Annotated in this window: 13 protein-coding genes and 1 pseudogene; 4 read left to right on the forward strand and 10 right to left on the reverse strand. The window is 67.3% G+C overall.

The window, feature by feature from the left end; translation table 11 throughout:
- The first annotated feature begins 44 nt into the window (after positions 1 to 44).
- Positions 45 to 533, forward strand: coding sequence for an NUDIX hydrolase (locus tag L3i22_RS30715; protein WP_221320992.1), 489 nt, complete (start codon positions 45 to 47; stop codon positions 531 to 533).
- A gap of 63 nt (positions 534 to 596) precedes the next feature.
- Here L3i22_RS30715 and L3i22_RS30720 read toward each other — a convergent pair whose 3' ends face one another.
- Positions 597 to 1,112, reverse strand: coding sequence for an AAA family ATPase (locus L3i22_RS30720; RefSeq protein WP_221320993.1), 516 nt, complete (start codon positions 1,110 to 1,112; stop codon positions 597 to 599).
- Positions 1,113 to 1,231: 119 nt separating this feature from the next.
- Here L3i22_RS30720 and L3i22_RS30725 point away from each other — a divergent pair, with 119 nt between their 5' ends.
- Both L3i22_RS30725 and L3i22_RS30730 read left to right on the forward strand, forming a co-directional pair.
- Positions 1,232 to 1,792: a hypothetical protein gene (locus L3i22_RS30725; RefSeq protein WP_221320994.1), complete on the forward strand. Its 561-nt coding sequence runs from the start codon at positions 1,232 to 1,234 to the stop codon at positions 1,790 to 1,792.
- 284 nt (positions 1,793 to 2,076) lie between these two features.
- Positions 2,077 to 3,306 (forward strand): hypothetical protein, encoded by a 1,230-nt coding sequence (locus tag L3i22_RS30730; protein ID WP_221320995.1) that lies wholly within the window; start codon positions 2,077 to 2,079, stop codon positions 3,304 to 3,306.
- A 94-nt stretch (positions 3,307 to 3,400) separates the two neighbouring features.
- On the opposite strand, the gene L3i22_RS30735 is transcribed toward L3i22_RS30730, so the two are convergent.
- From L3i22_RS30735 to L3i22_RS30760, 6 genes and pseudogenes are all read right to left on the reverse strand, one after another.
- Positions 3,401 to 3,991, reverse strand: coding sequence for a hypothetical protein (locus L3i22_RS30735; RefSeq protein ID WP_221320996.1), 591 nt, complete (start codon positions 3,989 to 3,991; stop codon positions 3,401 to 3,403).
- Positions 3,992 to 4,398: 407 nt separating this feature from the next.
- Positions 4,399 to 5,208, reverse strand: coding sequence for an SAM-dependent methyltransferase (locus L3i22_RS30740; protein ID WP_221320997.1), 810 nt, complete (start codon positions 5,206 to 5,208; stop codon positions 4,399 to 4,401).
- A gap of 111 nt (positions 5,209 to 5,319) precedes the next feature.
- The gene (locus L3i22_RS30745; RefSeq protein ID WP_221320998.1) at positions 5,320 to 7,524 is read right to left on the reverse strand and encodes an EAL domain-containing protein; all 2,205 of its coding nucleotides are present in this window, start codon (positions 7,522 to 7,524) and stop codon (positions 5,320 to 5,322) included.
- Positions 7,517 to 8,125 (reverse strand): RNA polymerase sigma factor, encoded by a 609-nt coding sequence (locus L3i22_RS30750; protein WP_221320999.1) that lies wholly within the window; start codon positions 8,123 to 8,125, stop codon positions 7,517 to 7,519. The genes L3i22_RS30745 and L3i22_RS30750 overlap by 8 nt, the downstream gene beginning before the upstream one ends.
- 537 nt (positions 8,126 to 8,662) lie before the next feature.
- A pseudogene (locus L3i22_RS30755) lies at positions 8,663 to 8,953 on the reverse strand (tyrosine-type recombinase/integrase); the annotation flags it as partial.
- 18 nt (positions 8,954 to 8,971) lie between these two features.
- Positions 8,972 to 9,694 (reverse strand): site-specific integrase, encoded by a 723-nt coding sequence (locus L3i22_RS30760; protein WP_221321000.1) that lies wholly within the window; start codon positions 9,692 to 9,694, stop codon positions 8,972 to 8,974.
- Between the two features lie 205 nt (positions 9,695 to 9,899).
- Here L3i22_RS30760 and L3i22_RS30765 point away from each other — a divergent pair, with 205 nt between their 5' ends.
- A complete protein-coding gene (locus L3i22_RS30765) occupies positions 9,900 to 11,276 on the forward strand; it encodes a hypothetical protein (RefSeq protein WP_221321001.1) in 1,377 nt (458 codons plus the stop codon).
- A 1,021-nt stretch (positions 11,277 to 12,297) separates the two neighbouring features.
- On the opposite strand, the gene L3i22_RS30770 is transcribed toward L3i22_RS30765, so the two are convergent.
- The 3 genes from L3i22_RS30770 to L3i22_RS30780 all read right to left on the reverse strand — a co-directional run bounded on the left by L3i22_RS30770 (position 12,298) and on the right by L3i22_RS30780 (position 13,646).
- A complete protein-coding gene (locus L3i22_RS30770; protein WP_221321002.1) occupies positions 12,298 to 12,870 on the reverse strand; it encodes an AAA family ATPase in 573 nt (190 codons plus the stop codon).
- A 135-nt stretch (positions 12,871 to 13,005) separates the two neighbouring features.
- Positions 13,006 to 13,200, reverse strand: coding sequence for a hypothetical protein (locus L3i22_RS30775; RefSeq protein WP_221321003.1), 195 nt, complete (start codon positions 13,198 to 13,200; stop codon positions 13,006 to 13,008).
- Positions 13,197 to 13,646: a hypothetical protein gene (locus tag L3i22_RS30780; RefSeq protein WP_221321004.1), complete on the reverse strand. Its 450-nt coding sequence runs from the start codon at positions 13,644 to 13,646 to the stop codon at positions 13,197 to 13,199. Before L3i22_RS30780 ends, L3i22_RS30775 begins: the two co-directional genes overlap by 4 nt.
- Between the last annotated feature and the right edge of the window lie 144 nt (positions 13,647 to 13,790).

Consider the following 13,790-nt stretch of genomic DNA (forward strand, 5'->3'; position numbering starts at 1 on the left):
GCGAGGAGCACCAGATTCGCTGTGCGGATCCCAAGACACGTTGGGTGGTGCTGTCGATCTACGGTGTCGCCATGGCGTACGTAAGCGAAATGCGGGCTCTTGTTGGGCATCGGCCGCTGTTGCTCGCAGCGGCTGGCGTGGTCGTCTTGGACGATGCCGGTCGTTGGCTGCTCCAGCAGCGCGTCGACGACGGCCTGTGGGGACTTGTCGGCGGCGCCGTAGAACTCGGAGAGTCCTTCGAAGACGCGGCGCGCCGCGAACTTTTCGAAGAGAGCGGCCTGTCCGCCGAATTGCTCCGCCAACTCGACGTGTACTCAGGTTCTAATTTCAGGCATACCTACCCCAACGGCGACCAGGTGTATGTAGTGGGCGTGACGTTTCTGGCCGACCGGGTAACCGGCTCTGCAGTAGCCGACGGCCAGGAAGGGGCCGAGCTGGGTTGGTTCAGTCCGGATCAGTTCCCCGCTTTCAGCGGATACAACGCCATGTTGACGACCCGGGCCAGAGCGTTAATCGCGGAACTTGAGAAGTAGGGGGCAGGGTGCGGCAAGCAACCTCCCCTTCTGCCGCCGATCAAGCGAAGAACCGCCTTATTCCTAGGTCTTGGCCTTTGCAATCTGTCCTGCGACGTCTACCAGATCAACCGCACCACGGGTGTCGACATACACAACTGGGCCGACGCCGAGAGGTTCCGCCTCCACTTCCCACCGGGGCCACGCATCAGCGAGTTGGCGCCGGTCATCGTGGATTCGGTGCCGCTGCCGGACTGCATACCGGCTCTTCGCGACATGAACCGGAACATCACACCAGACCTCGACAATCTTCGCTGGATGACATCGGCGCAGTCCAGCCTCGACGAAGCGCAGATCCCGCGGCTTGAACCACCAAGATTCCAGCATCACGCTGCCGGACATCGCAGCCGCCAGCGTCCACATCATCTCACTGGCTGCAATCCCGAGAGCCTGGCCAGGAGCTTCCGACACGATCTGCGCGACGGCCTCTTTGATCGCATCCTTGGATATCAGCGGCACGTCGAGCACCGTCGCCAGCCCGGTCGCCAAGGTCGTCTTGCCCGAGCCGGGCAGACCGTTTATGAGGACCAATTCGAGCATTTCGTCATGATGTCAGAAAAACGCTGACGCGCGCTTTTGCGATGCGCTCACATGCCGCCGTCCGCGTGCGGAAGCAGGTCGGCGTGTACGGACGAGCGGAGCGCCAGTACCGTTCGGCCGTGCCTCCCGACGCCGAACGATATGACCGCCTCCTTGCGATGTACCGCAGCCGCGTCGCCGGCTACGACAGCGTGCCTGACGACTATCCGCAGCGCTGGAGCCGGTGGTGCCAGCATCTGCTGCAGTACGGCGGCGAACTCGTGGTTCCCCACCGGTACCCGGAGCACCACCTGGACGAGTTCCTCGCCAGCGCCGCCGTCTTTTCCGCAGCCGGTCGCTTCGTGCCGGGTGAGGACAACGGCTGCCACGCCAATGCGGCGATGCTGTGGACCGACGGGACGGTTGCGGCGATCGGCACCGGCTACGCGCTGTCCGACGACGGGCTGTGGCGCCAGCACTCATGGGGTGTCGACGCCGATGGCACCCCGGTTGAGACCACGGCCGCTCGAATTAGCTACGCCGGTATCACCCTCACCGCAGTGCCGGCGTTCCAGTTTGCCGTCAGCAACGCCGGTGACCAAGTCAAGGCCATGCTCAAGGCCAACGGACCGCGCTCCCGGGAGCTGAGCGCCATCCTGACCGAGGCCCGCCGCCAGTACACCAACATTCGACCCGGATGACCTTCTCAGCCGCTCACCCCGGACGGCACCTCGCGTGCGGTCGTTTTCGATCTTGACGCGGATGAGTCCGGCTGTCCGCTTCTGCCGCGAACCGCTCGCCACGGAGCGTGACAGCACGCGGCTGCTCGGCTCGCGGACATGCCGAGTTGATTATGTAGTCGGCAATGCCTGTCGCCCGTCTCTGTTCCACATCAGACGCATAGAGGGCTGAAGCTGCTACGGAGTGGGACTCCGTCGATCGCTCGACTTGGATATCGTTTACCCAGGGCGAGCGGAGGTTCGGCATGGGCCACGATGATCCAGACGATCAGCAAGAGTATGCCGGCGATGGCGAAGAATCGGATATCGATCGGTCATCTAGCGGCTTTTCCCCTAAGGATGGATACGTCGATCCGGAAATCTTCCCGTCGGAAGAAGCAGGTGACCACCCACAAGAACGCGATGATCGCATAGCGGAGATTCAATCGAATCCCAAGGAAGCGACCTTACTTTCCTTTATAATCTCGGAACTGCCCGCCGTCGAGAGGGAATGTGCTGTATTGCTTGACAGCGAAGCAGCAGGCCGGCACGAAGCGGCTGCGCGCGCTGTCTTGAAAGCATTGCTGGTTGGAGTTCGCCGCATCAGACAACTAAATCTTCCGCTACCGGCCTATACCGAAACTGCAGTGACTGCTGCACAAGCTAGAAGTTTTCTCGAAAAGGTGGGAACACTTCTGAACGGGGCGGTCAGGGAAATGGGAATGGAGTGGCCGCCGCCACTACTGCACCCTCCCCCTGCCGTTACGCGAGACTTAAACTCTCTGTACGACCTCGCCACCATAGGATCGCTACGCCGCGATCGCAGTCCCGACGAATCGTTCCTGGCTGCCCTTCAGCTGATCGACAAGAAAACTACGGAACTCCTCGCGGGCTCGGAGGAGCGCCGCATTAGAGGTGCCAAGGCGGCGGCAGCTTCGCTGCCAGGAACGACGCGGTCTCGAGTAGGTATGTTCCTGAGTGGTTCCGCCGTATTAATCGGCCTACTCCAAGGGCCGGGAGCAGCTCATGACTTCTACCAAGATTCTTTAACGCTGGGTGGAGATATAAGGGATATTGCTCTACACATCGTGTCAGGAGTATCAGATTCGTGGAGTCGTACTGTCACCGAAATAAGCAACGTGATCGACCCCAGCTTTCAACAAGATATCCAGGATGGCCCGCTCCCTGAAAGCAGAAACGACCGAGGAGGTTTTGAGGGCGTGGCAGAGTCTGAGAATAACATGGAAGCGATATTCGCGACGCTGGATCAACTGGTCGCGCTCTTGCCCACCGAATCGCTTGAACAGGCAAATGAACGCGTGAACTCAGCGATCGCTGGCCTTCAAGTGATCGAAGGATCTGTCGGCCATGACGCCGTATCCGGCGCCGGGCAGAATGCACTTTATCGGATCCTAGCCGCTCAAGAGGCTGTCGATACGCTGCGCGAGCAGATCGAAATCTGGAAAGAGCAGCGTGGGGGTCACCGGTTGCACTGATCTGCCGCGAACCGCGCGCCGGCAGTCGACGTGTCGTCACTCTCGGTGGTCGACTTCTCGGGCTGGCCGGCAATCTGAACTGCCGAAGAGCTGCCTAAGCCGGACCATCGCGATCCTGCACGCCGTCCTCTTTCCAACCTGCATCGACTCGATCAAGTTGGCTTCGCCGCTGGAATAGGCCGATCACGACCGCGACGATCATGCCCACGTATGCCCAAAAGATCGCGTTCGCTATCTCGGACACTGGGTCCCAGGTCCCGTGCCAGGCCTCGTGGACGGCCTGCGACCAGGTGTCGCCGTTCCCGGTGGTCCACGGCAGTGGGAGTCCCAGGCTGACGATCCAGGCGGCGTCGCAACAGGCCTGCTGGATCGGGGTCACCACGCTCGCCAGCAGCCCGACGGCACCGACCGCCGTACCGGCGATCCGCCCTGCCCGGCTTCTCCGTGGCTGTTGCCGAGCCTGCGCAATCATGATCGGTCCCCCGATGACCACCACCGCGGAGAACAATGAGACGTTCCACTGCGCCTCGTACACGGTGGCGTTCATGCCGCCCATGTAAAAGCCAAGAATGACACTGCCCCCACCGACAAGCACCCGGACGACGGCGTGCAGGGTACGCCGCCGCGGCCTGAACCCGGGCCGACGCTCGCCGGCCAGGTACCCGTCGTGCTCCGCCGCGGACACCGGTCGATGATCGCACGGACGCGCCTGGCGGGCCGGGGGTAAGGCACTTGTGCGGCCTCGTCAGTACCACTGGCCCAGGCGCCTGGGACAGCGACATGGAGGTCGGCGGTTTGCCGACCTTCTCAGGTGCGATATCACTATGAATCACAGTGGGGCAGGAGGTCCGTTGGTTCGAGGCCAAGCAGCGATACAACGGAACATCCCGACCATCCGGATCTGCCGCGATCCGCGTCGTCAGCGCCTCTCATCCGGTAACACGGCGTGATCGCCGGACGTTGGGGTTCCTATTGTCGATCCTGGAGCCGAACCGACGTCGCCAGCAAAGGACAAACACCTGGCTAACCACGATCGCCGCCGAATGCCCAGGCTCGGGGCTTCCCCCCAGCATGTAAGGACGGGCTGCCCGGTTAGGCGCTGATCTTGCGGCCTAGGCCGGCGTAGATGGGGATGTCGCGCGGGTCGGCGGCGGATTGCTCGGTGGGGTGTGGCCAGTGGTCGACCCAGACCACGCCGGGTTCCTCGAGGTGGAAGTCGCCGAAGAAGGCGGAGATTTGCTGGAGTGTGCGGCTGACGGCGGTGGGCGCGTTTGTGCGTTGGTAGATGGCTGCGACTTGGGTTTCGGCGTCGCGGGTGGTGGCTTCGGTTGCGACGTGCGAGATCGCAAGCAGGCTGCCGGGGGCGAGCGTATCGCGTAGCGTCGCGACGGCTGGATAGCACTGCTCGTCAGGCAGGAAGTGCAGCATGGAGACCAGCAGCAGACCGACCGGGCGGGTGAGATCGAGCAGGTCACGGACGCCGTAGTGGCTGAGGATGGCGTCGGGGTAGCGCAGATCGGCGCGGATCGCGGCGGCATGCGGGTTGTCGCGTAGCAGCTCGACGCTGTGCGCGACCGCGATCGGGTCGATGTCGGCGTAGACGACCCGGGCGTGGGGCTGGGTTTCGGCCGCGATGTCGTGGACGTTGCCGGCGGTCGGGATGCCCGAGCCGATGTCGAGGAACTGGGTGATGCCGGCCTGGGTCATGAATCGTACGGCGCGGTGCAGGAACGCCCGGTTCGCGCGGGCGACCTGACGGACGTTCGGGGCGACCGCGATGACTTGTTCAGCGGCGTCGCGGTCGGCGGCGAAGTTGTGGCTGCCGCCGAGGTAGTAGTCGTACATGCGAGCGGTGCTGGGCGTGCTGGTGTCGATGTTTCCTGACCAGTCGCCGGCTGTCATGAACGAACAGTAGCAAGGTGACCAGTTGACGGTCATCCACCGTGTGCAGCACACCGGTGCTCCGGCAGGGCCCTGTCGTGAGGGCTCCTGCCGGAACACGGGTGGACTGTTTCAGCTGGCCCGGCCTGCTGCGGTGTCCGCGCTGCGGCGTAGTACCGGGCGCGGGTTGAGCAGGACACCGCATTGGGTTGCGGTGGCCGGCCGGCCGTAGTGGCGTCCTTGGACGGTGTCGCAGCCGGTGTCGCGTAGCGCGGCGGCGTGCGCGGGGTTGTCGACGCCGTGCACGGTGAGGGTCATGTTCATGCTGTGTGCGACGTCGGCCATAGCGGTCAGCAGCGCCCGGTCAGTGTCGGTCGCCGGCCCGGAGCCGGTGCTGGCGGGGGTACGCAGTTCGTGCACGGGCAGGTTCCGCAGTGCGGCGAGGTGTGTCAGGTCGATGCGGGAGCCGTCGACCGCGATCCGCACACCGAGGGTGTCCAGGCCGGCGAGGACGGTATGGGCGTGTGCCTGCGTCGGCAGGGTGTCGATGCCGGACAGCTGCAGTTGCAGACGTTGCGGCGGCAGGCCGGTTTCGGTCAAGGCGTGCCGGACCAGTTCTACGACGTCGGGGTAGCCGAGTTGCAGGACCGGCAACTCGACGGCGAGGTAGGGGGCGTGGGGTGCGGTGCCCCATTGTTGGGCTTGCTGGCACACCTGGCGTAGCAGCACCGCGGCTTTCTCCCGCACTGCGGCGGGGCTGCCGGTGAGTTCACCGATGCGGCGCAGGTCGAGGTCGCCCAGGTGCGGGTGCTGCCAGCGGGCCACCGTTTGCATGCCGTGGACCTGGCCGTCGCCGAGGCCGACGATCGGCTGGAACAGCAGCGGAATGGTGTGCAGGTCGGCCATGACCGGTGCCGCGGCGACAGCGGTGTGGCCGGCCGGTTCCTGGATCGCCCAGCCGTCGTCGCTCTTGCGAGCCTTGTGGACGGCGATCTCGGCGTCGATGAGCATGCGGGCGCCGTCGGCCTGCCCGGGTGTCGTGACGACGATGCCGACGTGGGCTCGTAGCCGGACGGTGACTCCGGGGACCCCTACCGGCTCCCAGAGCGCGGCCAGGACACGGTCGGCGAGGTCGACCAGGTGGGCCGTGCCGGCGCAGTCCTCGACCAGGATCGCGAACTCGTCGCTGCCGCACCGAGCGAGCAGGTAGTCGCTGTCGCGGATCAGTTCCTTCAGGCGCTGGGCAACCGCGGCCAGGACCCGGTCGCCGTTGTCGACACCGTGCTGATCGTTGATGCGTTTGAAGCCGTCGAGATCGATAAGGCACAGCCCGATGCGCTGGTCCGTGCCGGCGAGGCTGTCGCTGTTGCGCAGCTGATGCAGCAGCGTCCTGCGGTTGGCCAGCCCGGTCAACGGGTCATAGCGGACCAGACGCTGGGTTTCACGGCTACGCGGCGCCAGACCGGTCTGGTCCACAGCCGCCCGGGTGGCCCGGTGCAGCGCCTCCTGCTGGCGCAGCACCTCGTTCCGCAGCGCCTCGGTGAACCCCGCGGCGAGCGTGCTCAGCACACCCACCAGCGCCACCGGTAGCTGATTCTCGCTACCGGCCAGGAACTGCGCCAGGATCCGCAACGTCGCGGCCAGCGCCGCCGGCTGGGTGATCCCGAACGCCACCAACTCCGTCCCGACGCGGTGGGCGACCTCGGACGCGGCCGCGCCGGCCGAGTTGTCGCTGAGCACCCGGACATACCCGGCCAGGGTTGCCACCACCGCGGGCTCGGCGACCGGGAACAGGACCCCTGCCGCGGACAGCGCCGCATACCAGTGCGCGGCGACCGGCGTGTCCTTGCGGTCGGCCGCTCCCGGCGCCGGTGCGAGGGCCGGCACGGCCCTCTCGACGGTCGTCCACGCGGTCGCCCGCTGGGTCGCGCGCCGCGCGGTCTGCAGCGCCCGACCGGCCTGATCCAGAGCCTGGTCGGTGTACCGGTCAGCCACGACCTGCGCCGCCGCGATGATCTCCGCGCCCCGGCGGCGGGCGTCGGCGATCACTGCGGCCGCGTCGGCACGCGCCTGGTCGCGGGCCGTCCAGGGCAGCTGCGCCCGTAGATAGTCGCAACGAGCCGACTGGCAGCCCGCCCCCGCGCCGGCCCCGCCACGAGGCTGGCCGCCGTGGATAGCGTCGAGATCGCGGCGCATCATCTGTTCCATCCGAGCACTCATGCGTGGCTCGCCCAGGATGTTGCGGATCTCGCTGACCATCTTCTCGAACGACTCCGGTTCGCCGAACGGCTCAGGAGTGTCGTCCGGATCGCTCGAGGTGCCCTCAGGCCTACTCATCACTAGCCTCCTCCGCTGCGGTGACCATCGGCGGCGTCACCCGTCGCTGGTGTGGCAGGCCGGCGCCTTCTGAGGCTGCGCGCGTGCGCAGCGCGGCGAGCGCCCGGGCGATCAGTTGCCGCACCGCGTCCGGGGACCTGCCCATCTCTGTGGCGATCTCGGTCATCGGGTAACCGTCCATCGCCAATTCCATCGCCCTGCGCTGTCCGGGCGTGAGCGCCTGCAGCAGCCATTGCCGCCGTTGCTCGCCGGCAACCAGCACCGCGCAATCCACACTCGACGCGTCGGTGGCCGGCAGATCCGCATACAACGTCGCCCGGCCCGCCTGCACCTTGTGATCGATCAAAATAAATGGGGCTGCGGTGAATACCCAGGCGGCCGGGTCGTCCAGCTCATCCCAGCGGGCCAAGGCGCGCGAGACCGCCTCGGACGTGGCGTCCTCAGCCGCGGACTGATCCGCACCGCTGCGACATAACCGCGCAACGACGCGTGGAGCCAACTCCCGATACCACCGCTCTGTCTCGCGGCGATCCGGGCGAGCCCTCGCCTGGTCAGACCGCAACGACGACTCGTCGGGGTCGTCCGTCTCCACCACCGCCATGGCTCCCTTCGTCATTGAATGCACACTCATAGGCGGGCCAGCACGCGCGTTTCGTGACGCGACAAGAACAAGATCTTTTAGTGCCGTTCCACGCCACGCCGATAAGCAGCAGAAATGAAGATCCCCATACGATTTTTGTGTAGCCAGAGCCGGCCGGATCTCGATCTTCGAGATGGCCGGACGCATTCGGGCATGCCCGGGCCGCCGCCGTCACGGCGCCTGCCAGCCGCTTGCGCAGTGTGCCCGGTCAAGGACGGCCATGCCATAGAGGTGCGCGGGAACTGCAGGACGCCGCGGGCCGCCGACTTCCCGAGCGAGCTACGGCTCTGACTACCTGCTTACGCTCGACGAACTGCAGCAGATCGCCGCATCGCGCGCGCATCGGTCGAACCGACCGTAATGCACGCACGCGTGGCCAGAGGACCGCCCCAGAACCGCCCACACACGGCCCAACCAGGTACAAGATACGTATGGGCGGCTCCCGAGAATCAGGCCTCGAAGCTCGGCTGGCGCGATCTCGGTGACGACATCGGACAGCTACTCGGCATGGAACGTGACGAGATGCTCGGCGGCTGAAGCGAGGCCTCGCTCCGTCCCGGGTCCGCCTACCCCGGTGGCCCGGGAGCGGCGCCGAGCGGCGCGGATCTCGATGTCAGCGACCTTGTCATAAAGCAGCGCGTAGATCTGGGTGGTCTCGGTGGAGGCGTGCCCGAGCCGACGGCGGGCCGTCTCGATGGAAACGCCAGCGTTGATCAGTTCGGTGGCGTGGGCGTGGCGCAATTGGTGGATGCCGATTTCGACGCTGGCCCGGGCACAATAACCAGCCCACCGGTGCTGGGCGGCGTCTTAGGACAACGTGCCGCCGGTGCCGTTGATACTGGCCCGGAACAGCGGCCCGTGCTGGTAGCCGGCGCGCTGCAGGTAGAGCTTGAGCAGGGCGACGTAACCACGGTCGTCGAGCAGCACAGTGCGTACGGCGCCGCCCTTGCCGTGGATGCGCACGTGTTCGTCGTCTAGGCGCAGGTCGAGGTCATCAACGTCGAGCGCGCAGACCTCGCCGGCGCGGGCGCCGCAGACGTAGACGTAGACGTAGACGTAGACGTAGATCGTTTCGAACAGCACCCGGTCGCGGAGCCGGTCCAGCCGCAGGTCCCTGCGGGGCCGGCGGGGGCAGATCGCGTTCAGGACCTTCGCCACGGCGGCGGCCGGTGCGGGCCGGGGTAGCCGCTTGGGGACTTTGACGGTGTCGACGCGGTCCATCGGGTTCGCGTCGAGCAGCTCGTGCTGGACCGCCCAGCGGCAAAACGAGGAGACCGCGGCGCGCTTGCGCTTGCGGGTGGCCGGGGCCAGGTCGGTGGTCGCGGCCAGGAACGCGCGCACCGGGGCGACGGTCAGCTCGCCCGGGCCGGCGTCGTGGTGGGCGGCGAACTGCAGCAGGTCGCCGCGGTAGGCCCGGATCGTGTGCGCGGAGGCCGTGCCGTTGGCAAGGTCCGTGAGGAATGCGTCGATCGCCGCGGCCAAGGGGTGGTCGGCGCCGAGCTGCTCGCGGATCGCCTCGTCCATCGTCATGTTCTCCAAGTTGCCTAACCGGAAATCGAGCGGTCGCCGTCGCTGGCGCGGTCCCGTGGTCACGAACACCTCTGGCACCGATGTTGCCTGATAACCGAAGTTATCAGGCAACTGATCGAAATCCGCACAGGCCGACAGTGGTTGCCGGGTTCCAAAACGGCTACGCTGTAGAGAACTACAGCACTTGAGATTGGACTTCTGCACTATGGCGCTGCACTACAACTACCGGCCCGTCGCGAACGGGCTTCGCACCGACCACCCCATCGAGGGCCTGCCGTTCGTCGACGACTCGCTGCTCGACCTCGACGATCCGGACGCGATTGAAGCGATCGGGCGCGGAACCGGTGAGGGCATGTGGGGCCGCACCGACCGCTGCCGCGAGGGCTGGGCCGCGTTCACCACCGACCCCCGGCGCACCGATCTGGCCTGGCTGGTGCGCTGGCACCCCGAGCACGGCCGCTCCGTGATCGTCTACCGCGACGAGGACGCCGCTGGCGCCTACACCACCTACGAGGAGGAGGCGCTGCTGTTCCGCTCCGGCGGTTACTGGTTCGACGGCACCACCTGGTACCGGCCCTCGCAGGTGTTCGACGCCTCCCGCGAGACCTACGTCAACCGGCCGGTGCCGGGCTCAGTGACTGCCTCCGCCGCGGACCGGCTCAAGGCCGGCCGCACCGACCCCAGCCGGGGCGTGGTGCTCGACATCGTCAACGTCGACCCGGACTCTCCCCGACGGGGTACCCGCTGGAGTGACGACCTGGCCCTGTGGGCCCAGCAGCACATCGGCCGGCCCCTCGGCGAGTGCGTCGTCGGCCTGTCAGCGCCCGAGCTGAACCCCGAGCAGCTGCTCGGCGTCACCGAGCTGGCCGAGACCGCCGAGATCGCCGCCTCGACCCTGCGCGCCTACCAGGCCCGCGGCGAGGGCGACGTGCCGATCCCCCAGGCCGTCGTCGGCGGCCGCGACATGTGGTCGCGCCCGGTCGCCGAGGACTGGGCCGAGAGGCGCCGCCGCTCCCACGAGGGCATCGCCGAGGTCCTCGGCGATCAGGAGCACCCCAACCTCGATCGGGGTGTCGCCGAGCTGTGGCAGGAGTTCACCCGTCAGTTCACCAGCCGGCTCTGGGACAACATGACCTGGCGTAAACGGTTCGCGCTGCGCTGGCGCACGAAGACCGCTGTCGAGGAGATCGCCACCGATCTCGCCTGGAACGTCGCCGGCGGCCTGCGCCGCATCGTCCCCATCAGCGAGCTCGGGGCTACCGTGCACGACTCCGTGCTCTACCAGTTCGCCGCCTGGCTGCGCCTCATCGAGAACGACCCCGGCTTCGACGATCTCAACGCGCCCGGCGCCTACCTACCCACCGGCCGGCAGGCCGGGCACATGCTCGACTGGCTAATCCGGCACCACCACAGCCAGGCCGCCCACGTTGTGGCCACCATCGTCGGTGACGCCGAAAGCGAACTGAAGATCCCGGCCGCGCTGGCCGGCTACTCACTCCGCAAGGCCATGAGCGAGCACGGCAAGCTCGACGCCGAGACGTACAACGCGTTCTTCGACCGCGCGCTACCCCCGGAAAGCTGAGGCACCGGTGACCACGACGAGCTCGGCGCCGACAGCCCCCGTCGGCGCCGGCGTCTACCACCCGGCCCAGCCGGGACTGGCACGTTCACCCGCCGGGGTGATCTTTGCCAGCGATTCCGTCCGGGGGTGGCCGCCGGGCCTTCCGCCTACCGGTTTCGTCGTACCCAACCGAGATCATTTACAGCATGACCAACAGGAACAGCATCTGGCTGATGCGCGACGAGTCCCTGCAGCAGCCCCACGTGCTGTAGTTATTTACAGCATACACGCTGAGGTTAGTGCAGCCATGCTGCTGAATGAATCGACAAAAAGGGCAGCGCCCTCCTGTCGAGGACGCTGCCCGGGGTGCCTTTGCCGTCTGGCTGGAGTCAGTGCCCAGCCCAGCCCGCATCAGCTCACGACGAAAGCGCGGCGCCGCTCCGCAGGGCAAGCGGTGCCACCGCGCAGCGGCTATCGCCTCCGGCGGTTACGGCGACGGCTAGCCCGCCGGCTGGGACGGCACGGCGCCACGGGCGCGATGACCGCCTGCGGCAGCGGGTGCACGGAGTCCGGCTGCTGTGCGCCCCGGTCCTTGCAGGACTTGCGCAGCTGGCTGGTCGCACTGACCAGGTCCGGCAGGAGCCTCAGGATGACGCGGCACACCTGGACTACGGTGTCGGGGTCGATCTCGTGGAACATGGGCGTTGGTTCCTCCGCCGCTAGGGGCTGCGTGCCCACCCGGAGGTTTCCGGGTGGCGGAGTCATCGGTGCCTGGCCGGTCGAGCACGTCACTCGCCGGCGCCTCCCGGCCAAGGCCATAACTGCAGGTAAAAGCCACGACGCAGAAAGGTGTGACCGGGGTCACACTTAATCTTCCGGTTCAGCGGCGCCGCTGCCGGACCGGCGGCCGCGGCTCGCGATCACGTCCCTCCCGCAGCCGCGACGAACCCGCATGAGTCAGGGTCAGATCGGCGTCGAGCCCGCAGCGGCCTTCTCGATCCAGCTCAGGCCCAAGCTGAGGTTCGGGCCGGGGTACGACATGTCAGTTCCTCCCGGCGTGCTCGGCGTGGAGGCGGCGGATCGTCTGCGCACCGACGCGGGCCGGCCCGGTGCACTGGGCATCGCGGCGCACGCACTCGTCGACCGGCACCCCGGTGAGGTCTTCGACCTGCAGCCGGGCGCCGGCGTCGGCGGCGAGCCGGGCGAAGGCGGCGACCGCGTCGTCGGACAGGTTGGTGTCGGCGGCGACGACGACATCGACGCCGCCCTCGAGCAGCGCCCGGATGCTGGCGTGCTGGGCGGCGGTGACCATCGTTTCCTGTTCGGCGGTGCCGAGCCTGCGGCCGTGCATCATCGCCCGGATGTCGTCGCGGTTGAGCCGCGCCCGCCGCACCGGGGCTGCGGCGACCCACGTGCGGGCCCAGACGGTCTTGCCGGGGCCCGGCAGCCCGCGGGTGATGGTCAGCAGCGGGCCGGCGTCGGCCTGCGGTGCCGGAGCGACGGGCCCGGCGGTCAGGGCGGCGATCTGCCGCAGGGCGTGCAGCCGCAGGTCAGGGTCGGTGGCACCGAGGCCTGCGGCGGCCAGCCGGGCAACCGCCGCGGCGAGGGCGGTCATCGCGGCCGCTCGCTCTCATCCGCGACGGTGCTCTGATCGCTGTCGCCCGGGGCGAGGTCGCCGCGCAGGCCGGGCACGTCGCCGGCGGTGCAACGCGGGCCGGATGCAGCCGTGGGTCGGGGTCTCCGATCGAGGTTAGGCCGCACGGGTCTGCGCGGCGACGGTCCGGAACGGGTAGGTGTACTCGGCGCCGCAGCCGGCGCACCAGGCGCGGAAGAGCGCGCTGGTCGGGGTGTCGGCCGCGGCCGGCTCGACCTCGTAGCGCACGCCCTCGATCACGACGTAGAGGCGCGGCCAGCGGATCAGGCAGATGCACGCGGATCCGTTCATGCCTGCACCTCTCCGTCATCGCGGGCAGCCGCGGGGTCCTGGGCACGCCACTCGCGCGGCTTGGCACCGGTGGCCTCGGTGACCGCGTCGACGTCGCGGTGGCCGTAGGCGGTGCGTACCCCGGAGATGGACATGCCGGCGGCCTTGGCGAGGTCGCCGAGCGTGTAGGGGCGGGGCTGAACGAACTCGCGACCGTACGCGAGCAGCTCGCGGATCAACTCCTCGGCCTGTTCCTTGGCCTGACGGGCGTCCGCGAGGGCGTAGATCAGCGGATCGACTTGGCCCTCCTCCCAGGAGAGCCGCAGCTGCTCGGCAGTCTCTTCCTGATCCCGGGCCGCCTGGTCGCGCATGTCGAAGAAGCCGTCGTGCTCGTCCTCGTCGGGTTCGGGCCGCGGGATCGGGTGCATGATCGCGGCCAGGTCGCTGAAGATGTCTCGTCTACTCACGACATACATTCTGCGCACTGATTTGCGACTATCGCAATACTTGGCGCACGACGTAGTTTTGAGCAGTTCTCGCATTCTTCGGATGGTTGCGCTCAGGCATCGACCAAGTACATTGAGTAGTCGTTGTGGCGGGGCGGTCTCCCC

Source organism: Actinoplanes sp. L3-i22, assembly GCF_019704555.1.
In the GTDB taxonomy this organism is placed as follows: domain Bacteria; phylum Actinomycetota; class Actinomycetes; order Mycobacteriales; family Micromonosporaceae; genus Actinoplanes.